Origin of the sequence: Streptomyces desertarenae, assembly GCF_042681365.1 — a bacterium.
GTDB lineage: Bacteria > Actinomycetota > Actinomycetes > Streptomycetales > Streptomycetaceae > Streptomyces > Streptomyces desertarenae.
The window spans coordinates 279,705-301,071 of sequence record NZ_JBHUFU010000002.1 but is presented as its reverse complement, the minus strand read 5'-3'; the positions used below and the strand labels follow the sequence as shown (position 1 = coordinate 301,071).

The following is a 21,367-nucleotide window of genomic DNA, read 5'->3' as shown; positions in this document are numbered from 1 at the left end:
ACGCGGCACCGCGCGGTGCCGCACGGCACCGCGCCGCACACCCCACCACCGGTCCCCCGGCCGGCGATCCGCCCGGACCGCCGTCCGGCCCGGCTCCCACCGAGCCGCCGGAGCAGACCCGGACCGCGGTCCACAGACCGCGGGATGCGGGATGCGGGATGCGGGCACCACACCGGCGTCACATCGCGCAGGTCTGGCTGTCCACCGCCCCCCGGGCGGCGCGCCCCTGCAGGACGTCCTGGCGCACCTCGTCACCCGTGAGCGCGTATCCGGTGTTCTCGTCCTCCAGGGACTTGGCGAAGATGACGCCGTACACCCTGCCGTCCGGCGTGAGCAGCGGCCCCCCGGAGTTCCCCTGCCTGACCAGGGCGTGCAGGGAGTAGACGTCCCGGCGGACGGTGCCGCGGTGGTAGATGTCCGGGCCGGTGGCCTGGATGCGGCCGCGTACGCGCGCGGAGCGGACGTCGAACGCGCCGTTCTCCGGGAAGCCGGCCACGATCGCGTCGTCCCCGGTCTCCGCGTCGTCCTCCACGAACTCCAGGGCGGGCGCGTCGAGTGACGGGACGTCGAGCACGGCGATGTCGCGCTCCCAGTCGTAGAGGACGACCGTGGCGTCGTACAGCCTGCCCTCGCCGCCGATCTGCACCGTCGGCTCGTCGACCCCGCCGACCACGTGCGCGTTGGTCATCACGCGCCCGTCGGCGAAGACGAAGCCGGTGCCCTCCAGCACCTTGCCGCAATCGGGCGCCGTGCCCACCACCTTGACGATGGACCGCTTGGCGCGGTCCACGGCCGGGCTGCCCGCCAGCGCCGGGTCCGGCGGTTCGACGGAGGTGATCGGCTCGTTGGCGAACGGCGAGAAGACCTGCGGGAACCCGTTGCGCGCGAGCACCGAGGTGAAGTCCGTGAACCAGGTGTCGGCGTCCTCCGGCAGCGCCCGGGAGACGCCCTGGAGCACCGTGGAACCGCGCACCTCCCGGGCGAGGGTGGGCAGGGTCGTGCCGGCCAGGGCGGAACCGATCAGCCAGGCGACCAGCAGCATGGCCACGACGTTCACCAGCGCGCCGCCGGTGGCGTCCAGGGCTCGCGCCGGGGACCAGGTGATGTGGCGGCGCAGCCGGTTGCCCAGGTGGGTGGTGAACGCCTGGCCGACCGAGGCGCACACGATCACCACGACCACCGCCGCGACCGCGCCGACCGTGCCGGGCGGCGTTCCGTCGGTGACCTCGTTCCAGACGACCGGGAGCAGGTGGACCGCGACGAGCCCACCGCCGAGGAACCCGGCCACCGACAACACGCCCACCACGAAGCCCTGGCGGTAACCGATGACCGCGAACCACACGGCGGCGAGCAGGAGCAGTATGTCCAGCACGTTCACGTCGCCCACCGTCTCATGCGCTCCAGTCCAGGGGTACGCGCCGGTCCGTGTCCCACGGCCGCTCCCACCCGGCGAAGTGCAGGACGCGGTCGATGATTCCGGCGGTGAAGCCCCAGACCAGCGTGTTCCCGACGAGGAAGCACGGACCGCGGAACCCGCTGGGGTGCACCACGGTCGCCCGGTTCGCCGGATCGACGAGGTCCGCCACGGGCACGGTGAAGACCCGGGCCGTCTCGGCCGGGTCCACCGGCGCGACCGGGCTCGGCTCCCTCCACCACCCCAGCACGGGCGTGACGACGAATCCGCTCACCGGGATGTAGACGCGCGGCAGGCGGCCGAAGAGCTGCACCCCGGACGGGTCGAGGCCCGTCTCCTCCTCGGCCTCCCGCAGGGCGGCCCGCAGCGGGCCGTCGCCCCCGGGGTCGCCGTCCTCCGGGTCGAGGGCACCGCCGGGGAAGGACGGCTGGCCGGCGTGCGAGCGCAGACTGGAGGCGCGTTCCATCAGCAGCAGCTCGGGGCCGCCGTCCCCGGTGCCGGAGGGGCCTCCGGCGCTCCCGTGCTCTCCCGGCCCCCCGAAGAGGACCAGGACGGCCGATTCCCGTCCGCCCTCCTGCGGCGGCAGGAAGCGGCTGAGCTGCTGCGGCCGCATCGTCGCGGCGGCGTCGGCCACCGGGCGCAGCCAGCGCGGCAGCCCGCGGTCGGTGACGGTGACGGTGGCCGGCCGGGCAGCGGGCCCCGCGGGGGTCTTCGATGCGTCCCTCATGCGCGCCCCACGCCTCAGTCCCGCTCCGCGCCCAGCGGGGGCGCGGGCGGCCCGGGGTAGTCCGCCGGCGGCTTGAGCCGCTGGCCGGGCGCGCCCCCCATCTCGTACTTCAGCAGCTTCCTCGCCTTCTCCGGGTCCGTCTCGCCCTCCCCGTACGAGGGGCACAGGTGCGCGATCGGGCAGGCGCCGCAGGCGGGCCTGCGGGAGTGGCAGATGCGGCGCCCGTGGAAGATCACCCGGTGCGAGAACATCGTCCACTCGCTCTTGGGGATGATCTCGGCGATCTCGGCCTCGACCTTCTCCGGGTCGGTCTGCCCGGTGAGCTTCCAGCGGCGCACCAGCCGGCCGAAGTGGGTGTCCACGGTCAGCCCCGGCCTGCCGAACGCGTTGCCGAGGACCACGTGGGCCGTTTTGCGGCCGACGCCGGGCAGGGAGACCATGTCCTCCAGGTTGTCCGGAACCTCGCCGCCGAAACGGTCGCGCAGCGCCGCGGAGAGCCCGAGCAGCGACCTGGCCTTGTTGCGGAAGAAGCCGGTGGGCCGGATCAGCTGCTCCAGCCGCTCGGGATCGGCCGCGGCCAGGTCCTCGGGGGTGGGGTAGGCGGCGAAGAGGGCGGGGGTGGTCTGGTTGACCCGCAGGTCGGTGGTCTGGGCCGACAGGACGGTGGCGACCAGCAGCTGGAAGGGGTTCTCGAAGTCCAGTTCCGGATGCGCGTAGTAGTACACCTCCGCCAGCTCGCGGTTGATGCGCCGCGCCCGGCGGACCATGCCCAGCCGCGTCTCCGGCTTCTTCCTCCCCGACCCCGCTCCCCGAGCGGGACCTGCTCCCGCTCCTGCCGGGGTGTCGGCCCGGGCCGCGCTCCGGGCGCGGGCCCGCCCCTCGGACCGCCCGGACCGCCCGGACCGTCCGCCGGCCGGCGCCGTCACCGGCGCCTCGGAGCCCGCCTCCGCCCCGGGTCCCCCCTCCGCCACCCGTTCGGCGGACTCTCGTTCGCCTTCAGCGGAATCACGGGATGAGCTGCGGGAAACCGACACCCGTACGTCCCCTTCCGTCCGGCCTCACCGGCGTGTTGACCACCCGGCCAGCGTACGGGGGCGGACCGGCATCCGCCCCGCCCACCACCGATTCGGGGCCCAATCGGCCCCCTGGCGCACGCGCCGGGGCCCGGGTGCGTCAAACTTGTGATTGATCGCACTGTTTTACCGTCCGGCATCATGGGGCGACAGACCCGTGGGCAGGTGGACAAGGAGAGAACTCGTGGACGACGTTCTGCGGCGCGCCCCGCTCTTCGCGGCGCTTGACGACGAGCAGGCTGCCGAGCTGCGTGCCTCCATGGCGGAGGCGACGCTCGCCCGGGGCGAGGCCCTGTTCCACGAGGGCGACCCCGGTGACCGGCTCTACGTCGTCATCGAGGGCAAGGTCAAGCTCCACCGCACCTCCCCCGACGGCCGCGAGAACATGCTGGCCGTCCTCGGCCCCGGCGAGCTGATCGGCGAGCTGTCCCTGTTCGACCCGGGCCCCCGTACCGCCACGGCCACGGCGCTGACCGAGGTCAAGCTGCTCGGCCTGGGCCACGGCGACCTCCAGCCCTGGCTCAACGCCCGCCCCGAGGTCGCCACCGCGCTGCTGCGCGCCGTCGCCCGCCGGCTGCGCCGCACCAACGACTCGATGTCCGACCTGGTCTTCTCCGACGTCCCCGGCCGCGTCGCCAAGGCGCTGCTGGACCTGTCGCGCCGCTTCGGCGTGCAGTCGGAGGAGGGCATCCACGTGGTGCACGACCTCACCCAGGAGGAGCTGGCCCAGCTCGTGGGCGCCTCCCGCGAGACGGTCAACAAGGCCCTGGCGGACTTCGCCAGCCGCGGCTGGCTGCGGCTGGAGGCCCGTGCGGTGATCCTGCTGGACGTGGAGCGGCTGGCGAAGCGCTCGCGCTGAACCGCGGGCGTCCCGGAGCGCCCCGCCAGGCCTCCGGGGCGGGCCGGGGCGCGCCGGCACTCCGGTCCGGCTCCGGTCCCGGCCCGGCTCCGGGCGGCCGGACGGCACGGCGGCCTCACACCAGGCCGCGCTCCTCCAGGTACTCCAGCTGCGCGCGCACCGACAGCTCGGCCGCCGGCCACAGCGAGCGGTCCACGTCCGCGTAGACGTGCGCCACGACCTCCGGCGCCGTGCGGTGGCCGTTCTCGACGGCCGTCTCCACCTGCGCGAGCCGCTTGGCGCGGTGCGCCAGGTAGTACTCGATCGCGCCCTGGGCGTCGTCCAGCACCGGCCCGTGCCCCGGCAGCACCGTGTGCACGCCGTCGTCCACGGTCAGGGAGCGCAGCCTCCGCAGCGAGTCCAGGTACTCGCCCAGCCGCCCGTCGGGGTGCGCCACCACCGTCGTGCCGCGCCCGAGGACGGTGTCGCCGGTGAGCACCGCGGCGTCGGCGGGCAGGTGGAAGCTGAGCGAGTCCGCGGTGTGCCCCGGGGTGGGCACCACCCGCAGCTCCAGTCCGCCGGTGGTGACCACGTCCCCGGCCGCCAGCCCCTCGTCCCCCAGCCGCAGGGCCGGGTCCAGCGCGCGCACGGACGTGCCCGTCAGCTCCGCGAAGCGCGCGGCGCCCTCGGCGTGGTCGGGGTGGCCGTGCGTCAGCAGTGTCAGCGCCACCCGCCGCCCCGTCCGCTCGACCGTCTCGACGACGTGGCGCAGGTGCCCCTCGTCCAGGGGGCCGGGGTCGACCACGACCGCCAGGGACGAGTCCGGCTCGGCGACGATCCAGGTGTTGGTGCCGTCCAGCGTCATCGGGGAGGCATTCGGGGCCAGCACGCACAGCGCCCGCGGGGTGCCGGTGCCGTCGATCGCGCCGCCGCGCGGCTGCCCGGGAAGTGCCGCCGCGTCGGTCATGCCCGCTCGCCCTTCCGGCCCTCCGCGGCCGGCCGTCCCCCGGCCGCCGCCTCCCCCGCGGGCACGTGCTTGGTGAACTCCTCGTGACCCGGCCAGCTCAACACCACCCGCTGCCCGCCGGCGCCGTCGTCCTCCAGCCGCGCGCGGGCCAGCACCGGTGTCAGGTCGCGCTCCCCGGCGGCGGCCAGCGCGGCGGCCGCGTCGGGGTGGGAGGCGAGCTGCCGCAGGGTGGCGATGGTCGGGGGCATCATCGTCAGTTCGCCCCGGTCGTAGGCGGCGGCCGCGTCGGCGGGCCGCGTCCACACCGTGCGGTCCGCCTCGCCGGAGACGTCGCGGGTGCGCTGCCCCTCGGGGAGGGCGGCGACGAAGAACCAGGTGTCGTAGCGGCGCGCCTCGAACTCGGGGGTGATCCAGCGCGCCCAGGCGCCCAGCAGGTCGCTGCGGAGCACCAGGCCGCGGCGGCCGAGGAAGTCGGCGAAGGACAGCTCGCGGGCGACCAGGGCCGCCCGATCGGCCTCCCAGTCCTCGCCGGTGGTGTCGGCGACGACCGTCTCCGGATCCGGTCCGGCCAGCAGGACGCCCGCCTCCTCGAAGGTCTCGCGCACCGCGGCGCACACCACGGCCTGCGCGCCCGCCTCGTCCACCCCCAGCCGTCGTGCCCACTCCTCGCGCGGGGGGCCCGCCCACGCCACGGCGTGCCGGTCGCTCTCGTCGCGCGGGTCGACCCCGCCGCCCGGATAGGCGTACGCGCCGGCGGCGAAGGCCATGGAGGCGCGGCGGCGCAGCATGTGGACGACCGGGCCCGCGCCGGTGTCGCGCAGCAGCATCACGGTGGCCGCCCGGCGCGGCGCCACGGGTGTGAGCCGCCCTTCGGCCAGGGCGCGGATGCGCTCGGGCCACTCGGGCGGGTACCACTGCCCGTTCCGGCCGGCGGTCGACGGCGCCGGGGACGGCCGGGACGGCGGCGGAGCGGCGGGCTGGGGCGGGGGCGTCGGCGTTGACGGCATGGCCGGATCGTACGGCCGCGGGCTGCGATGTTCGAGTGCGCCCCTCGAACACCGCACCGGCCCGTTCGCCTCCGCCCCGGTCCGGCGCCTCAGTCCGCCAGTTCGACCTGGATCTCGACCTCGACCGGTGCGTCGATCGGCAGCACCGAGACGCCCACCGCGCTGCGCGCGTGCACGCCCTTGTCGCCCAGCACCCGTCCCAGCAGCTCGCTGGCGCCGTTGACCACGCCGGGCTGGCCGGTGAAGTCCGGCGCGGAGGCGACGAAGCCGGTGACCTTGACGACCCGGGCGATCCGGTCCAGGTCGCCGACGACCGACTTCACGGCCGCCAGGGCGTTCAGCGCGCAGATGCCCGCCAGCTCCTTGGCCTCCTCCGCCGTCACCTCGGCCCCGACCTTGCCCGTCACCGGCAGCTCGCCGTCCACCAGCGGGAGCTGACCGGCGGTGTGGACGTAGGGGCCGGAGCGCACCGCCGGGACGTAGGAGGCCAGCGGGGCGGCCACCTCCGGCAGGGTCAGGCCCAGCTCGTCCAGCCTCGCCTGGACGGAACCGCCGAAGTCGCCCGCGGCCGGCTCGCCGCTCACTGCTTCTCCCGCTTCAGGTACGCCACGAGCTGCTCGGGGTTGGGGCCCGGGACGACCTGGACGAGCTCCCAGCCGTCCTCGCCCCAGGTGTCCAGGATCTGCTTGGTCGCGTGCACGAGCAGCGGTACGGTCGCGTATTCCCACTTGGTCATGGGCCCGACCTTAGCCGCTCTCCCGCGGCGCCCCCGCCTTCCCCCCGCCTTCCCCGCGCTCCCGCCGTCCGGCGTGCCCGTCCCACCACCCCGCGTGCCCGTCCCGCCGCCGGGGCACCTCCACGGCCCATCCGCGCGCGTACTCCCCCGGCCCGCTGGTTAGGCTCCGGAGGGTGAGCAGGCTGCATGTGGTGACCGGCAAGGGCGGGACCGGGAAGACGACGGTCGCCGCCGCACTCGCGCTGGCCCTCGCGGAGGAGGGACGGCGCACGCTCCTGGTGGAGGTCGAGGGCCGGCAGGGCGTGGCCCAGCTCTTCGAGACCGAGGCCCTGCCCTACGAGGAGCGCAGGATCGCGGTCGGCCCGGGCGGCGGCGAGGTGTACGCGCTGGCCGTCGACGCGGAGAAGGCCCTGCTGGACTACCTGCAGATGTTCTACAAACTCGGCGGTGCGGGACGGGCCCTGAGGCGGATCGGCGCCATCGACTTCGCCACCACCATCGCACCCGGCGTGCGCGACGTGCTGCTCACCGGCAAGGTCTGCGAGGCGGTGCGGCGCCGCACCCGCAGCGGCGGTTTCGTCTACGACGCGGTGGTCATGGACGCGCCGCCCACCGGCCGGATAGCCCGGTTCCTCGGCGTCAACGACCAGGTGGCCGGGTTGGCCCGGGTCGGACCGATCCACAACCAGGCCCAAGCCGTGATGCGGGTGCTCAAGTCGCCGGAGACGGCCGTCCACCTGGTGACCCTGCTGGAGGAGATGCCCGTCCAGGAGACCGTGGACGGTGTCGCCGAGCTGCGCGGCGCCGGGCTGCCGGTGGGGCGGGTGTTCGTCAACATGACGCGTCCGGCGGTGATGGACCCGGGGTCGGTGCGGGCCGCCGAGGAGGCCCGCGGCGAGATCGCCAAGGCGTTCTCCCGTGCGGGCCTGGGCGGCGCGCGGCGCGGCGGCAGGGCGGAGCAGCTGGTCGGCCCGCTTCTGCGGCAGGCCCGTGAGCACGCCGAGCGGCTGGCCCTGGAGGCCGAGCTGCGCGACGAGGTGGACGGGCTGGGACTGCCCGTCCACGAACTGGAGTTGCTCGCCGACGGCGCCGACCTGCCCGGCGTCTACCTGCTCGCGGGCGAACTGCGCGACCAGGGGGTGTCCAGGTGACGGCACGTACGACGGCGGCCCGGCGGACGGCCGGGGGGACCGGGAGGAAGGACGCCGCGGCGGCGCCGGGGCTGGACGTCGACGCGCTGCTCGACGACCCCGGCACCCGCATCGTGGTCTGCTGCGGCGCGGGCGGCGTCGGCAAGACGACGACGGCGGCGGCCCTGGGTGTACGGGCGGCCGAACGCGGCCGGAAGGTCGTCGTCCTCACCATCGACCCGGCCCGCCGGCTGGCGCAGTCGATGGGCCTGACCGAGCTGGACAACACCCCGCGCCGGGTGGAGGGCGTGGACGGCTCGGCGGGCGGCGAACTGCACGCGATGATGCTCGACATGAAGCGGACCTTCGACGAGATCGTCGAGTCCCACGCCGACCCCGGGCGGGCCCGCGCCATCCTGGAGAACCCCTTCTACCAGTCGCTGTCGGCCGGCTTCGCGGGCACGCAGGAGTACATGGCCATGGAGAAGCTGGGCCAGCTCCGCGCCGGGGACGAGTGGGACCTCATCGTCGTCGACACCCCGCCCAGCCGCTCCGCCCTGGACTTCCTGGACGCGCCGGGGCGCCTGGGGTCGTTCCTGGACGGCAGGTTCATCCGGGTCCTGACGGCCCCGGCGAAGGTGGGCGGCCGGGCGGGCCTGAAGTTCGTGAACCTGGGCATGTCCGGGCTGTCCGTCTTCACCGGACTGCTGGACAAGCTGCTGGGCAAGGGGCTGCTGCGCGACATGCAGACGTTCGTGGCCGCGATGGACACGATGTTCGGCGGGTTCCGCACCCGGGCCGACGCCACGTACCGGCTGCTCCAGGCCCCGGGCACGGCGTTCCTGGTGGTGGCGGCGCCGGAGCGGGACGCGCTGCGGGAGGCGGCGTACTTCGTCGAGCGGCTGGCCGCGGACCGGATGCCGTTGGCCGGACTGGTGCTGAACCGGGCGCACGGCAGCGAGGCGGCGCACCTCGGAGCGGAGCGGGCGCTGGCCGCCGCGGAGAATCTTGAGGACGACGGCATTGTGGATCATCACACCGGGAAGGGTGGTGAGGGGCGGACTTCTCCCGACGCCGGCTCCCCCGCCGACGGTCCCCCCGGGCCCGACGTCCGGTCCGAGGAACTCCAGGACGGCTCCCCCGCCGGTCTCCCCGACTCCCTCGGTTCCGACGGCCCCGCCACGGCCGAGCGGCTGGCTGCGGGCCTGTTGAGGCTGCACGCCGAGCGCATGCGCGTGATAGCGCGCGAACAGCGCACGCGGGAGCGCTTCGCCGCGCTGCACCCCGAGGTGCCGGTGGTGGAGGTCGCCGCGCTGCCCGGTGACGTCCACGACCTGGAAGGGCTGCGCGAGATCGGCGAACGGCTCGCGGAGTACCCCTCCGGCACCGGGACGGACGCCTGACCGGCCGGACGGCCCGTGGATCCGCGTGCCGCGGCCGCCGGGCGTGCCGGCACCCGTAGCGGCGCACCGCGATCGCCGCGCCGCCCCGCGGTCCTGCGGCCGTGCTCGGCCGCACACACCGCATCCGGCACCGTCCGCCGGGCCGGGACGGCGTCCGTACGGACCGGGCGGGCTCAGGCTCACCGGTCCGCCGGCACGGCGAACCGTTCCGGCACTCCGCTCCGCGCCCCCGCCGGGGGCGGCGCGGACGCACGGCACGACGGCGGGCCGAGCGGCCCGCCGGTCAGCCCGCCGCGGCGTAGTCGTCGCTGTACCGCCGCGCGTCGTACTCGTGCGCGGCCATCTCCACGGGCACCAGGCCCGCGCTGCGCTCGTACTCGGTGCGTGCGGTCTCCAGGAGCCGCCGCCAGGAGGTGACCGTCGGGCGGCGGCGCAGCAGCGCTCTCCGCTCCCGCTCGGTCATCCCTCCCCAGACGCCGAACTCCACGCGGTTGTCCAGGGCGTCGGCCAGGCACTCCGTGCGCACCGGACACCCCGTGCAGACCGCCTTGGCCCGGTTCTGGGCCGCTCCTTGTACGAACAGTTCATCCGGATCGGCAGTGCGGCAGGCCGCCTGCGCACTCCAGTCGGTAACCCAGCTCATGCCGGCGCCGTCCTCTCCCGAATCGAGGCTCCCCCACGGCGGCAGACGGCATATTCACCGCTGCCCGTGCAGGACGTTACGGAAGGCGGGGCGGAGCACAACACCCCCGACGGGCCCAATCTTGAATGGCCCGAACGGACTATGGGTGCCCGGCAGATCACCCAACGGAGTGACCCGAGAATAATTCGGACTCTTCGGATATTCAGGGTAATTTAGGTGGAACTTCAACGCCGCTGACTCGGCAGATTTCTGACACCCGGTTGCAATTCGGTCACATCTCAACACCCGATGGAGTGACTTAGGAGTTGACAAGGAACCGTTGAACCGCGTCAGACGTGTTACAGCGTAGGCGAACACACGCTCACCTGTCCGGCGATTCAGAACGTAGGCTGCCCTCATGGCAAACAAGCGCTCGGGTGGCGGGCTCACCGGGCCCCAGCAGGCCGCCAAATTCCTCGGCGTCAGCGTGCTCGCGGGAGCCGTGCTGGCGGGCATCGCGCTGCCCGTGGCCGGCGGCCTCGGCCTGGCCGCCAAGGGCACCGTCGAGAGCTTCGACGAGATACCCATCGACTTCAAGCGCCCGCCGCTGAGCCAGAAGAACCGGATCCTCGACTCCGAGGGCAATCTCATCGCCACCGACTACTACCGCGACCGCACGGTGGTACCGCTGGACAAGATCGCCCCGATCATGCGGAAGGCGATCGTCGCCATCGAGGACTCCCGCTTCTACCAGCACGGCGCGATCGACCTCAAGAGCGTGCTGCGCGCCCTCAACGAGAACGCACAGGAGGGCGGGGTGGCCCAGGGCGGCTCCACCCTCACCCAGCAGTACGTCAAGAACGTCTTCGTGGAGCAGGCCGGCGACGACCAGCAGAAGGTGGCCGAGGCCACCCAACAGACCATCGGCCGCAAGATCCAGGAACTGAAGTACGCGATCAAGGTCGAGGAGGAGCTGACCAAGGACCAGATCCTGGAGAACTACCTCAACATCACGTTCTTCGGCCAGCAGGCCTACGGCATCGAGGCCGCCGCCCGGCGCTACTTCTCCAAGAACGCCGCCGACCTCGAACTCCACGAGGCCGCCCTCCTCGCCGGCCTCGTCCAGTCCCCCACCTACTACGACCCGGTCAACCACCCGGACCGGGCCCTCAAGCGCCGCAACATCGTGCTCAACCGCATGGCCGAGACGGGGGCGGCCCCGAAGGAGGAGGTCGCCGCGGCGAAGGCACGGGACCTCGGCCTCGAGGTCAGCAAGCCCCGCAGCGGCTGCATCACCGCCACCGACAAGGCCGGCTTCTTCTGCGACTACGTCCGCAAGGTCGTCCAGACCGACCCGGCCTTCGGCAAGACCGAGGACGAGCGCAAGGCCCGCTGGAGGCGGGGCGGGCTGACGGTCCGCACCACGCTCTCGCCCAAGGCGCAGAAGGCCGCCGCCGAGGCCGCCACCAGCCGGGTCTACGAGGACGACCCGGTGGCCGCGTCCGTCGTCCAGGTCGAGCCCGGCACGGGGAAGATCCTCTCCATGGCCCAGAGCCGCCCGTACGGCCTGGACCAGAACCAGAACCAGACCCTGCTCAACCTCGCGGTCGACAACGCCATGGGCGGCAGCACCTTCGGTTTCCAGGTCGGCTCCACCTTCAAGCCGATCACCGCCGCCACCGCCCTGGAGAAGGGCGTCAGCCCCGCGCACACCTACGGGAGCGACTGGAGGACCGTCTTCCAGGAGGAGGACTTCACGGTCTGCGGAGGCAAGCCCTACGGCTCCGGTGAGTGGAAGGTCCAGAACGAGCTGGAGTCCGAGAAGGGCACCTGGGACATGTCCGGTGCGCTCGGCAAGTCGATCAACACCTACTTCGTCGACCTGGGCCAGCGGATCGGGCTGTGCAACATCGTGGAGATGGCCACGAAGATGGGGCTCCACAGCGGCGACGGCAACCCCGTCGAGCAGAAGCCGTCGATCCTCCTGGGCGGCCCGAACATCAGCCCGCTGACCATGGCCGCCGCGTACGCCACCTTCGCCAACCGCGGCACGTACTGCTCGCCGATCGCGATCGAGGAGGTCACCGACGCCGACGGCAAGAAGCTGCCGGTGCCCCGGACGACGTGCGAGCGGGCGATGTCCGAGCACACCGCCGACAGCATCAACCAGATGCTCAAGGGCGTGGTCGAGGACGGCACCGGTACCAGGGCCGGCCTCTCCGACCGTGACAACGCGGGCAAGACGGGCACCACGGACGGCCGCAAGGACGCCTGGTTCGTCGGCTACACCCCGAACCTCTCCACCGCCGTCTGGGTCGGCGACGACGTCGGCGAGCCGCAGGAGATGTACAACCTCACCATCGGCGGCCAGTACTACCCCAAGGTCTGCGGCGGCTGCCTGCCCGGACCGATATGGCGGACCGCGATGACCGGCGCCCTGCAGGGCGAGGCCGTCGAGTCCTTCAACCCCGTCCAGGTGCCGCGCGGCAACACCGGCGGCGAGAACCGCGACGGCGGCGGGGACGACGGCAAGCCCGGCGACCGCCGTCCCGGGACGTCCCGTCCGCCCGGCATCACCCTCCCGCCCGGCGTCATCGGCGGAAGCGGCGACGGCGGCCCGAGCGGAGCCACCACGATGGGCGGCGACGGCGGCGGCACCCCCGGCGGCGCCACCCTCGGCGGGACGACCGCGGGCACCACGGGCGGCACCACCGGAGCCACCACGGGCGGCACCACCGGGGTCCTCACCGGCGGCTGGCCCTCCGGCGGCAACGGCAACGGCAACGGAGGCTGGCGGACGGAGGGCCAGGACGGCGGCTGGGGCCCCCGCTAGCCCTCCCGCGGGGTGCAGGGCCGCAGCAACCGCTCCCCGCACCGGACCGGAGCCGCCGTACGGCGGACACCGAAGGGGCCCGACCGTTCGCCGGTCGGGCCCCTTCCGCATCTCCCCGCCCCGGAGGCGCCGGGGGGCCGTCAGCCCGCCAGGCGCTTCTTGACGGCGGCGGCCACCCGGCCGCCCTCCGCGCGTCCGGCGACCTTCGGGTTCACGATCTTCATCACGGCGCCCATGGCCTTCGGCCCCTCGGCGCCGGCGGCCTTCGCCTCCGCCACCGCCTCGTCCACCAGCGCGTCCAGCTCCTCGTCGGTGAGCTGCTTGGGCAGGTACTCGGCGAGCACCTCGCCCTCGGCCCGCTCCCGCTCGGCCTGCTCGGCGCGGCCGCCCTTGGCGAAGGCGTCCGCCGCCTCGCGCCGCTTCTTGGCCTCGCGGGCGATGATCTTCTCGACCTCCCCGTCGGACAGCTCGCGGGCGCTCTCGCCCGCCACCTCCTCCTTCTGGATCGCGGTGATCGTGAGGCGGAGGGTGGAGGAGCGCAGCTCGTCGCGCGCCCTGATGGCCGCGGTGAGGTCGTCCTGAAGCCGGGTCTTGAGCGTGGTCATGCCGGAAGTGTGCCAGGACGCGGCCCTTGGCGCCCACCTCATTCCGCCGCCGGCGCCCGCCCGTTCGCCCTTCCGCGCCCACCCCGCGCATCTGCGACCATGTCCCCATGCGTGCGCGATACCCGCTCTCCCTCTCGGTCCCCCTCGGTGTCACCGCGGCCGGCGCGGCCTGCCTCGTCTACGCGGGGGTGATCGAGCCCCGCTCGTTCCGCCTCCGGCGCGTCACCGTCCCCGTCCTGCCGCGCGGGATGCGGCCGCTGCGCGTGCTCCAGGTCTCCGACATCCACATGGTCAGCGGTCAGAACAGGAAGCGGCGCTGGCTCCAGTCCCTGGCCGGCCTGCGCCCGGACCTGGTGGTCAACACCGGTGACAACCTCTCCGATCCGGAGGCCGTCCCCGAGCTCCTGGACGCGCTCGGCCCGCTGATGGAGTTCCCCGGCGCGTACGTCTTCGGCTCCAACGACTACTACGGCCCGAAGCTGCGCAACCCCGCCCGCTACCTGGTGGAGAAGGCCACCGGCCGCCACGGGCTCAACGGCAACCCGCCGGCCGTCGGCGCCATCCACAACCCGTGGGAGGGCATGCGCGACACCTTCGACGCGGCCGGCTGGGTGGGACTGTCCAACGCCCGGGGCCGCATCAAGCTCGAGGGCGGCGAGGAGATCGCCCTCACCGGCCTGGACGACCCGCACATCAAGCGCGACCGCTACGACGAGGTGGCCGGCGGCCCCGACCAGGACGCCGATCTCCCGCTCGCCGTGGTCCACGCTCCCTACCTGCGCGTCCTGGACGCCTTCACCGCCGACCGCTACCCGCTGATCCTGGCCGGGCACACCCACGGCGGCCAGCTCCGCATCCCCTTCTACGGCGCCCTGGTCACCAACTGCGACCTGGACACCGACCGGGCCAGCGGCCTGTCCCGGCACGAGGTGGACGGCCACCGCTCCTACCTCTACGTCTCGGCGGGCTGCGGCGCCAACCGCTACACCCCGTTCCGTTTCGCCTGTCCCCCGGAGGCCACCCTGCTCACCCTGATCGAGCGGCCCTGACCCGGCTCGGTCCCCTCCGGCCCCCGGCGGCCGCACCCCGTGAAACCGGATTTCTCCTGAGAGCGGGCGTGGGCTAAAGTAGTCCTCGTTGCTCCGGGGTGTGGCGCAGCTTGGCAGCGCGCTTCGTTCGGGACGAAGAGGTCGTGGGTTCAAATCCCGCCACCCCGACGCGAGAAACACCAGGTCAGGGGCCTGATCCGCTCAGCGGGTCGGGTCCCTGACCCGTTTCCGGACTTTCTGAGAGCCATTGCCGGAACCGGCCCCCAGCAGTGGGGTGCCCCAGGACAACCCGTCAGCCGACAGGGACCAGCACGGGGAAGGCGGCGGCGACCGCGGGCAGCAGTACGAGGACGGCGCAGCGCACGCACCGGTTCTTGGCCCGGGCGATCCGGCTGGTTTCCGTCAGTGCCCGGAACAGGTGGAGCCGTGGATCGGAGCTGCCCAGCCGAAGCCCCGCCCACAACTCCGCGTGACTCTGTGCCTGCATCACGTCCCCGTAGTAGGACAGGACGCGGATGCTCCCCGCGATCCGTGCCCCACGGCGCGGAAAGAGCGCCATCAGCAGGAGCAGGAGAGCACCGGTCGTGGTGGCTGCCGCCACCCACCAAAGGGGGAGGCCCCAGGAGGAACCGGCCGGGCGGCGTACCACCAGCAGACCGAGGAGCGAGCCGCTCGTGGCGAGCAGTACAGCGGCTTTGCCATCGGCTCGGCCTATTTCCAGGTGGTTCTGCGCTATCAGCTCGCGCGAAAGGAACGTCTCGTCGTCCGGACCGGAACACCGGGCACCGGGCGGAGGCTTCCTGCCCCCGGGGGAATCGGATGCCGCGGGCGGCCTCACCTGGACTCCTCGTGCGCACTGCTCATGCCACGGTGGGGAACGCCGTGTTCCACCCGCCGCAGGACTTCCTCCCCCTGCGGTACGCCGATGTCGCTGAGAACGCGCGCGAGGTTCACCCCGACGAAGCTCCGGTCCTCCTCCGTGAGTCCTCCGAGGGTCGCCGCCAAGGTCCTCTCCCAGCTATCCCGGTCGGAGAGCAGGTCCCTGTGCGCCACCGTCCAATCGAGCACCTCCCTGGCCTGTTCGGGGTGCTGCAGCAGCCAGAAGGCGACCAAGTCCGCCGGTCCGCCCGCCACCACTTGGCGGTAGAAGCGGTACGCCTCCTGGTGGACTTCCCCGAAGACCGGCGGAAGAGCGGGCCCCGTCTCGCTTCCCGGCCCGGTCAGGAACCCCGCCGGCGGATCGAGGAACCAGTACACGATGCCCGCTTCCTCGATCGCCCGTGCCCGGCCGGGAGGCTCGACCTGGACGGTTCCGTGACGCGGCGGCGGCTGCTTCAGCGGGTCGGGGATTCCAGGCAGGGACGCGTCCGCCCCTGCGTGCCGGGCGATCAGGCTCCGAACATCTTCCTCCGTCACCCCGTACCGTGCGGCGACGACAGGGTTGCCGATCTTCCAGGCGATCTCGTAACGGGGCGCCGGATGGGAGGACGAGCGCGTCGTACGGGCGGGGACCTCGACCCAGCACCTCCGTTCCGCGAGCGAGACCCACAGGACGTTGAGGAAGTCACCGCGCCACACCTCGCGCAGGGCGGGACGCGGATAACCCCAGAAGTCACCTCCACGAGGCGGTTCCAGCCGATCATCGCCGTGCTCCGTCAGGAACACCATGGCCCGCTGCGTCTCCGGTCCGAAGCGGAACTTCAGAAGTCGCCGGACGGGCGAGGAGGTCACCGGTGCGATCAGGGGTCCGTTCACGATGCGGTCCTCTCCGAGGGGGCGGCTGCGCGGCTCCGATGGCGGCGCAGCATGAATCGGGTAAAGCCACGCCGTCCCCGGGCTGCACCGGACAACGCGGCCAGGAAGGGGGTGAAGGCGGCCCGGCAACGCATACGAGGGTCTTGCTCGATCGCGATCAACCCCTCCGCCACGACGTCATGGGTGGCCGGGGTGTCGAGGGCGAGAGCGACCAGGGGGACGGCCTGTTGGGGGTGGTCCCCCAGCACATCGGCCAGGCTCACCCTCCCGGGCCCGGACCCGCCGGGCCGGGGAGGTGTCGCGCGGACCATCTCCCCGATCACGTCCACCGCGAGAGCCTGACGCAGGGTCCCGTGTTCCGAGGCCAGCCACTCCCCCACCTTGCCGAGGACGCGGACGTGGTTGGGTTCCTCGCTGAGAAGCACCCTGAGCGCAAAGGAGACCGCGGTCCGCAGGTTCCGCTCCGCATCCCCCTCCGGCCCGTCGAGGACCGCGTCCAGGAGCCCGAGGGCGGTGGTGGGCCGGGCCAACCCGTAGCTCCCCGCGCAGGTTTCGGCGACGGTGCACCGGATGCTGACCGACCGCGACCGGCTCCACTGGCGCAGTTGCTCCTGCACCGCGCTCCTCAGTCCGGTGTGCTGGGCCACCTCGCCGAGGGCAAAAGCGACCAGGCGGCGTTGCCAGCGCCTGTCCGAGGCCGCGAAGGGAGCCAGCTGGCGCAATGCGTTCGGGCCGGTGGCGTGCCTCAGCACCCGTCCGATCGCCCGGCCGGCCGCCATATCGACACCGGGCTGGGCGGGCAGCGCCTCGAGGGCCCGCCACAGCAGCTCCGGCATGCCCTCGTACTCCAACCACAACCGCCGGAGCAGCGTTTCCGGCCGGTGCCTGCCGGAGAATGCGACCGGCCGAACCGGGTAGCGATATCGCCGCGCGGTACCGGATTCGGGCGGCAGGAGTTCGGCGCCCACGGCCGTCAGCCGGTCCTCCAAGGACGGCCCGAGCACATCAGACCGCTCGGGTTGATCCGCCGCCGGGCCCACTCCCGCGCGTTCGTGCAGCAGGGGGCGGAGTTCGGCCGCGAACCGCTCGATCACCGTGCGGTCCCGGCGATGCAGCAGAGCGACAGCGGCGATGAGGGAGACCGCGTCCGCACTGTGACGTGCCTTGTCCAGGGCGGCACGGGCCGCCGAGTCGCTGCCGAGCCGCAGCCGCTCCAGCACAGTGACGGCGGGTTCTCCCGATGCGGCCACCTCACGCAGTTCCTCGGCGAGTTCGACGCTGTCGCCGGGAAGGGGGTGCGCACGCAGGTGGTCGGCGAACTCGCGGGAGGCCAGGTGCCCCAGCGCAGTGGACAACTGTTCCCCAGTGAGTTCCCCCGCCCCCGCCATCGTGCGCAGACGGTTCACGGCCACGTCGTAAGGCGGTGGCGGAACGTGCACCACCTGCCACGCGCAGGTTTCGGCCGGCAATCCCACCTCCCTGCCCACCGTGACGACCAGATGGGCTCCGGCTTGGCGCAGCAGCTCCGCCAGGCCCCTGAGCACCACTCCTCCGAGGGAGTCCGCAGCGTCCTGGGAAAGGCCCAGGAGCAGGTAGCCGCGTGCGTCTTTGGGACGCCAGCGCGCCGGGTCCTCCATGGGGTCCAGGCCGGTGATGCCCGCTGTTCCGTGTCGCTCCGCCAACAGGGCGAATGCCGCCGTACTCGCACCAGTGCCGTCTTCGGCCCTGAGGAGGAGGATCCGGCGGTCCAGCGCTTTCCGGCATGTCGCGTGGGAGGGCGGCTCGACGAACCCGGACAGCTTCCCGGACACCTCGTCCGCTGGATAAGGACCCTCACGCAGACGAGGCTTGACCACTTCCTCCGTCGCGGCAGCGGCATGGAAGTGGGCGTCACCGTACACGTCACCCATGAACGCCGTGCCCTGCCCCACCCACTGCTGGTTGTCCCGGAAACCGGACTCCGGCTGTCCGGCCCGGGCAGTGTCCTCGAGGACCCGTTCACCGCCCGGGCCGGACGACACGCTCCGTGCCGTGCTCATCCTCGCTCCCCGGTCCCCTGGATCTGCTTGTCCCCGGAGACGTTGTCCCCGCTGCCCCAGTGCTGATTGGTGCCCCGATAGGAGGTGGAGCGACCCGTGTAGGTGAAGTCCCCTCCGACGTTCCCCATCAGGGCGGCGCCCTCACCGACGTGCTGCGTGTTCCCCCGGTACCGCGCGCCCGACCGTTCCGGTCCGTCCTGCCCGGGGGAGGGCGGACCGGACTCCTCGCGCACCGGAACGCCGGCCCGCACGAGGCTTCCGGACGGCGAGGGGACGTACAACCACGCTCGTTGTGCGAAGTTCTTGTCCTCGACGGTGGCCGGCACCTCGATGCAGCGTTCGGGGTGCAGCCCGGTGTACGCGCCGAGCACCACGTCCTCGTACACCCGGTCGGAGATGATCGCAGCGAGGTGTGTGACCTGCTCGCTCGCGGCGGCGAGAATCGCCTTGACCGGGCGCGAGTCCAGGAGGCGGTGCGTGTCGTTGCGGGCGGTTCCGTTGCCGTCGCCGGGTTCCCCCGCATCGGGCAGCGGTCCGACGTGGACGCTGGCCCGAAGACGGACACGAGGCCCCACGGACTGCCGGTTGTACGCGCCCAGGGTCTCGTCCAGGACCTGCACGAACGGCCAGAGCACGAAGGGCAGGAACGCGGGGTCGAAACCGAACACGACTCCGTCGCCCGTGCTGGCCGGAAACCTCTTGGCGTCCCGCAGGTCGTGGAGCCCGGCGCGTTCGAGAGCCTGGTCGACCAGTTCAGGGATCAACCGACTGACCGGGCCGTGCTGGGCGGCGGGCAGACCGGTGAAGTCCTTGGCGTCCACGGCGAACAGCGCTCGGTACGGCGGAAGCGGCCGGCTCTCGGCATACGGAACGGGTACGGAAACGGGCATGTGTGCACTCCTGGTGAGACGCGAGTCGTTCCTCGGTGCCGCCGACGCGGCTGCCTCCGAGACTCCCTCTGCATCACTCGGCCGAGTGCACAGCACAGGGCGGAACCCGGGTGACGCGCCTCACAGCGGTGTCTACCGCTCCGCGGAGGCCCAGCGCCGGAGAGTGCCGACGTCCTTGATGACGATCACCTTGCGCGCCGTCTCGACGACACCGGCCTCCCGCAGCCGTTGCAGCCCGGTGGTGGCCGCATTGCGGCTCACACCGATGGCCTGGGCGACCTCTTCCTGCGCCAGTCCGTTCAGCCGCACGGGACCGGAATCCGCCCCGCATCCGCTCAACTCGGCCAACCGCAGCAGGGCACGGGCCAGTCGCGTGGTCAGGGGCAGGGTGAGGAGTTCGGTGCGATGGGTGTCGGACTCCCGCAGCCTGGTCAGTGCCTGACGCATGAGGTCCATGACCAGTCCGCGCTCCTCCACGAACCTTCGGAAGCGCCGGGCGTCCAGGACGACGGCCGTGCACGGAGTGAGGGCGACCACTTCCGCCGTGCGCGCGGTGCCGTGGAAGACCGACACCTCGCCGAGCAGGTCACCCGGCCCTCGGAAGGCCAGCCACGTCACGGCTCCACCCGTCTCCCGGCAGATGACCTTGGCGATTCCGTCGGTGAGTGCCAGCAGGTACGTCCCGGGGGAACCTTGGCGCAGCATGACGTCACGCTCGCGGAAGCGACGGGAGGGTCCCTGGGCCCGCAACTCGCGCCATGCTTCCTCTGACAGCACCGGTCCCCCTTGGCAGCCGTCCCGTCGGCACACTCCGGCTAAGTTGTACGCCCTCGGCGACCGCCGGGACCCCGCACCTGCCGACGTTGACCGAGAACCTGCGGCGGCACGGCCCCCGGTACGACCGCTGCGGGCGGTGAACCCTCCACCGGGCCGGGTCCCCTCCGCTCGCGCGGACGCAGACGTGCGCCGTCCGCCGGGCCGGCGGACGCCGGCGGCTCCCTCCGCTGCCGCGGCTCGGTCAGGGGTCGGAAGGAGACGGCGGGCTCCGTGCCCGGGCGCCGCGGGGGATCAGCGGGCGGATCCGCCGGCGGTCTCCCGGGAGGTCTCCGGGCCCGGGGCGCCGGAGGTGCCGCGGGCGGGCCCCGAGGCGTACCCCGGGCCCGGGCCCGGACCGGGCTCCGGTGCGATGCCCAGTGCGCGGTCCCGCGCGGCCTCCGCCTCCCGGCGGAAGAGCCGGTACCACATGAAGAGCACGAAGCCCGCGAAGACGAACCACTGCGCGGTGTAGCCCAGGTTCTGGAACGCCTTCAGATCCAGTCCGGCGCCCTCCGGCGCGACGGCCGGCACCGCCTTCATCGGCGCCTGCGGCCGCAGGGCGGTGATCCACACGTCGTGGACCTCGTAGGGCACCAGGTTGACCAGCGTGGCCGCGCTGATGATGCCGACCTGCCCCTCCGGCAGCACGCCGGCGTGGGCGCCCGGGGAGCTCTCGCTCTCGGGGGCCTGGACCAGGCCGGTGACGGTGACCTCGCCGCCGGGCGGCGCGGGGACCCGGGAGGGGTCGGCCTCACCGGGCAGCCAGCCGCGCACGACGGGCACGGCGCGGCCGTCGCCGGTGAGCAGCAGGCCGAGGACGTGGAAGCCGTCCCGGCCGTCGACGCGGCGGCCGGGCACCAGGAACCGGTGCTCGGTGTCGTAGCGCCCGGTGATCCGGGCGGGACGCCCGACGGTGTCCTCGGTGAGGGGCAGCAGGTCGTCCAACGGCCTGGCCTGCGAGGCGGCGGCGCCCGCGGAGTGCTCCTGCCGCGCCTGGTGGGAGTCGACTCGGTCCTCGAAGCGCGCCAGCTGCCAGCTGCCCATGACCAGGCAGACGGGGATCGACAGCAGTACGAAGACGTTGATCGCCCACCAGCGCGGTGTCAGCAGGAACCGGTACACGCCCTCAACGGTACGGGGACGCGGCGGGGGCACCCCATCCGCCCCCGCCGCGTCCGCGCGCCGTCACCGCAGCGGTGCCCGGCGAGGCGTCACGGCACCATGATCGGGCCGGTGCGGTAGACCGTCCCCGCGCAGGCGCCCGCGATCTCGACGTTGCCGATCCGGGGCTCCCCGGCCGCCGGCACGTAGCGCAGGACCACCGAGGTCGCCGGAGAGCCGCCCGGGGGGCCGTCGTACAGGAGCTGGGGGCTGGGGCCGCTCGCCGGGGGCTCCTCGGCGATGTCGCCTCCCTCGCCGGCCTCCCCGCCGCCGGAACCGGTGGCGCCGCCCGCACCGGTCGG

General features: G+C 73.1%; 20 protein-coding genes, 1 tRNA gene and 1 pseudogene. 6 read left to right on the top strand and 16 right to left on the bottom strand.

The window, feature by feature from the left end:
• Window positions 1–178 precede the first annotated feature (178 nt).
• The 3 genes from ACFSJS_RS05545 to nth are packed head-to-tail and all read right to left on the bottom strand — an operon-like array spanning window position 179 to window position 3,067.
• Window positions 179–1,378 (bottom strand): MarP family serine protease, encoded by a 1,200-nt coding sequence (locus tag ACFSJS_RS05545; RefSeq protein WP_380897339.1) that lies wholly within the window; start codon window positions 1,376–1,378, stop codon window positions 179–181.
• Between the two features lie 13 nt (window positions 1,379–1,391).
• Complete coding sequence (locus tag ACFSJS_RS05540) at window positions 1,392–2,141, bottom strand: NUDIX hydrolase (protein WP_380897337.1); 750 nt, start codon at window positions 2,139–2,141, stop codon at window positions 1,392–1,394.
• Between the two features lie 14 nt (window positions 2,142–2,155).
• The gene (gene nth / locus ACFSJS_RS05535) at window positions 2,156–3,067 is read right to left on the bottom strand and encodes an endonuclease III (protein ID WP_380897335.1); all 912 of its coding nucleotides are present in this window, start codon (window positions 3,065–3,067) and stop codon (window positions 2,156–2,158) included.
• Window positions 3,068–3,398: 331 nt separating this feature from the next.
• On the opposite strand from nth, the gene ACFSJS_RS05530 reads away from it, so the two are divergent.
• Window positions 3,399–4,073 carry a Crp/Fnr family transcriptional regulator gene (locus tag ACFSJS_RS05530; protein ID WP_380897333.1) on the top strand — a complete coding sequence of 225 codons (675 nt, stop codon included), beginning with the start codon at window positions 3,399–3,401 and terminating at the stop codon, window positions 4,071–4,073.
• A 115-nt stretch (window positions 4,074–4,188) separates the two neighbouring features.
• Here ACFSJS_RS05530 and ACFSJS_RS05525 read toward each other — a convergent pair whose 3' ends face one another.
• The 4 genes from ACFSJS_RS05525 to ACFSJS_RS05510 form a co-directional block, all read right to left on the bottom strand.
• Complete coding sequence (locus tag ACFSJS_RS05525) at window positions 4,189–5,019, bottom strand: MBL fold metallo-hydrolase (RefSeq protein ID WP_380897331.1); 831 nt, start codon at window positions 5,017–5,019, stop codon at window positions 4,189–4,191.
• Window positions 5,016–6,026 carry an NUDIX hydrolase gene (locus ACFSJS_RS05520; protein ID WP_380897329.1) on the bottom strand — a complete coding sequence of 337 codons (1,011 nt, stop codon included), beginning with the start codon at window positions 6,024–6,026 and terminating at the stop codon, window positions 5,016–5,018. The genes ACFSJS_RS05525 and ACFSJS_RS05520 overlap by 4 nt, the downstream gene beginning before the upstream one ends.
• An 89-nt stretch (window positions 6,027–6,115) precedes the next feature.
• Window positions 6,116–6,610 (bottom strand): RidA family protein, encoded by a 495-nt coding sequence (locus ACFSJS_RS05515; RefSeq protein ID WP_380897327.1) that lies wholly within the window; start codon window positions 6,608–6,610, stop codon window positions 6,116–6,118.
• Window positions 6,607–6,762 carry a DUF4177 domain-containing protein gene (locus tag ACFSJS_RS05510; protein WP_100202903.1) on the bottom strand — a complete coding sequence of 52 codons (156 nt, stop codon included), beginning with the start codon at window positions 6,760–6,762 and terminating at the stop codon, window positions 6,607–6,609. Before ACFSJS_RS05510 ends, ACFSJS_RS05515 begins: the two co-directional genes overlap by 4 nt.
• Window positions 6,763–6,935: 173 nt before the next feature.
• Here ACFSJS_RS05510 and bagA point away from each other — a divergent pair, with 173 nt between their 5' ends.
• Window positions 6,936–7,913, top strand: a complete 978-nt coding sequence (gene bagA / locus ACFSJS_RS05505) for an ATPase BagA (protein WP_380897325.1) — start codon at window positions 6,936–6,938, stop codon at window positions 7,911–7,913.
• 71 nt (window positions 7,914–7,984) lie between these two features.
• Window positions 7,985–9,295: an ATPase BagB gene (gene bagB / locus ACFSJS_RS05500; RefSeq protein WP_380897598.1), complete on the top strand. Its 1,311-nt coding sequence runs from the start codon at window positions 7,985–7,987 to the stop codon at window positions 9,293–9,295.
• 283 nt (window positions 9,296–9,578) lie between these two features.
• Here bagB and ACFSJS_RS05495 read toward each other — a convergent pair whose 3' ends face one another.
• Entirely contained in the window at window positions 9,579–9,938 is a 360-nt protein-coding gene (locus tag ACFSJS_RS05495; RefSeq protein WP_380897323.1) for a WhiB family transcriptional regulator, read from the bottom strand.
• A gap of 397 nt (window positions 9,939–10,335) precedes the next feature.
• Here ACFSJS_RS05495 and ACFSJS_RS05490 point away from each other — a divergent pair, with 397 nt between their 5' ends.
• A complete protein-coding gene (locus ACFSJS_RS05490; protein WP_380897321.1) occupies window positions 10,336–12,750 on the top strand; it encodes a transglycosylase domain-containing protein in 2,415 nt (804 codons plus the stop codon).
• Between the two features lie 140 nt (window positions 12,751–12,890).
• Here the strand turns inward: ACFSJS_RS05490 and ACFSJS_RS05485 are convergent, their stop codons facing one another.
• Complete coding sequence (locus ACFSJS_RS05485; protein ID WP_380897318.1) at window positions 12,891–13,355, bottom strand: GatB/YqeY domain-containing protein; 465 nt, start codon at window positions 13,353–13,355, stop codon at window positions 12,891–12,893.
• 107 nt (window positions 13,356–13,462) lie between these two features.
• On the opposite strand from ACFSJS_RS05485, the gene ACFSJS_RS05480 reads away from it, so the two are divergent.
• Both ACFSJS_RS05480 and ACFSJS_RS05475 read left to right on the top strand, forming a co-directional pair.
• Window positions 13,463–14,404: a metallophosphoesterase gene (locus ACFSJS_RS05480; RefSeq protein WP_380897315.1), complete on the top strand. Its 942-nt coding sequence runs from the start codon at window positions 13,463–13,465 to the stop codon at window positions 14,402–14,404.
• Between the two features lie 94 nt (window positions 14,405–14,498).
• A tRNA-Pro gene (locus ACFSJS_RS05475) sits at window positions 14,499–14,572 on the top strand.
• A gap of 124 nt (window positions 14,573–14,696) precedes the next feature.
• On the opposite strand, the gene ACFSJS_RS05470 is transcribed toward ACFSJS_RS05475, so the two are convergent.
• From ACFSJS_RS05470 to ACFSJS_RS05440, 7 genes and pseudogenes are all read right to left on the bottom strand, one after another.
• On the bottom strand, window positions 14,697–15,242 hold the full coding sequence (locus ACFSJS_RS05470; RefSeq protein WP_465269790.1) for a Pycsar system effector family protein: 546 nt from the start codon (window positions 15,240–15,242) through the stop codon (window positions 14,697–14,699).
• Complete coding sequence (locus ACFSJS_RS05465) at window positions 15,239–16,159, bottom strand: hypothetical protein (RefSeq protein ID WP_380897312.1); 921 nt, start codon at window positions 16,157–16,159, stop codon at window positions 15,239–15,241. Before ACFSJS_RS05465 ends, ACFSJS_RS05470 begins: the two co-directional genes overlap by 4 nt.
• Window positions 16,156–18,198, bottom strand: coding sequence for a hypothetical protein (locus tag ACFSJS_RS05460; RefSeq protein WP_380897310.1), 2,043 nt, complete (start codon window positions 18,196–18,198; stop codon window positions 16,156–16,158). Before ACFSJS_RS05460 ends, ACFSJS_RS05465 begins: the two co-directional genes overlap by 4 nt.
• Entirely contained in the window at window positions 18,195–19,088 is an 894-nt protein-coding gene (locus ACFSJS_RS05455; protein ID WP_380897308.1) for a hypothetical protein, read from the bottom strand. Before ACFSJS_RS05455 ends, ACFSJS_RS05460 begins: the two co-directional genes overlap by 4 nt.
• A 132-nt stretch (window positions 19,089–19,220) precedes the next feature.
• Complete coding sequence (locus ACFSJS_RS05450; RefSeq protein ID WP_380897306.1) at window positions 19,221–19,865, bottom strand: Crp/Fnr family transcriptional regulator; 645 nt, start codon at window positions 19,863–19,865, stop codon at window positions 19,221–19,223.
• A gap of 291 nt (window positions 19,866–20,156) precedes the next feature.
• Complete coding sequence (locus tag ACFSJS_RS05445; RefSeq protein WP_380897304.1) at window positions 20,157–21,026, bottom strand: SURF1 family protein; 870 nt, start codon at window positions 21,024–21,026, stop codon at window positions 20,157–20,159.
• An 89-nt stretch (window positions 21,027–21,115) separates the two neighbouring features.
• Window positions 21,116–21,367: pseudogene (locus tag ACFSJS_RS05440) on the bottom strand (hypothetical protein); the annotation flags it as partial.

Coding starts and splice junctions, on each gene's coding strand:
- ACFSJS_RS05485 (WP_380897318.1), bottom strand. CDS start 13,355: ATGACCACGCTCAAGACCCGGCTTCAGGACGACCTCACCGCGGCCATC.
- ACFSJS_RS05490 (WP_380897321.1), top strand. CDS start 10,336: ATGGCAAACAAGCGCTCGGGTGGCGGGCTCACCGGGCCCCAGCAGGCC.
- ACFSJS_RS05525 (WP_380897331.1), bottom strand. CDS start 5,019: ATGACCGACGCGGCGGCACTTCCCGGGCAGCCGCGCGGCGGCGCGATC.
- ACFSJS_RS05480 (WP_380897315.1), top strand. CDS start 13,463: ATGCGTGCGCGATACCCGCTCTCCCTCTCGGTCCCCCTCGGTGTCACC.
- ACFSJS_RS05520 (WP_380897329.1), bottom strand. CDS start 6,026: ATGCCGTCAACGCCGACGCCCCCGCCCCAGCCCGCCGCTCCGCCGCCG.
- ACFSJS_RS05540 (WP_380897337.1), bottom strand. CDS start 2,141: ATGAGGGACGCATCGAAGACCCCCGCGGGGCCCGCTGCCCGGCCGGCC.
- ACFSJS_RS05510 (WP_100202903.1), bottom strand. CDS start 6,762: ATGACCAAGTGGGAATACGCGACCGTACCGCTGCTCGTGCACGCGACC.
- ACFSJS_RS05455 (WP_380897308.1), bottom strand. CDS start 19,088: ATGCCCGTTTCCGTACCCGTTCCGTATGCCGAGAGCCGGCCGCTTCCG.
- ACFSJS_RS05460 (WP_380897310.1), bottom strand. CDS start 18,198: ATGAGCACGGCACGGAGCGTGTCGTCCGGCCCGGGCGGTGAACGGGTC.
- ACFSJS_RS05495 (WP_380897323.1), bottom strand. CDS start 9,938: ATGAGCTGGGTTACCGACTGGAGTGCGCAGGCGGCCTGCCGCACTGCC.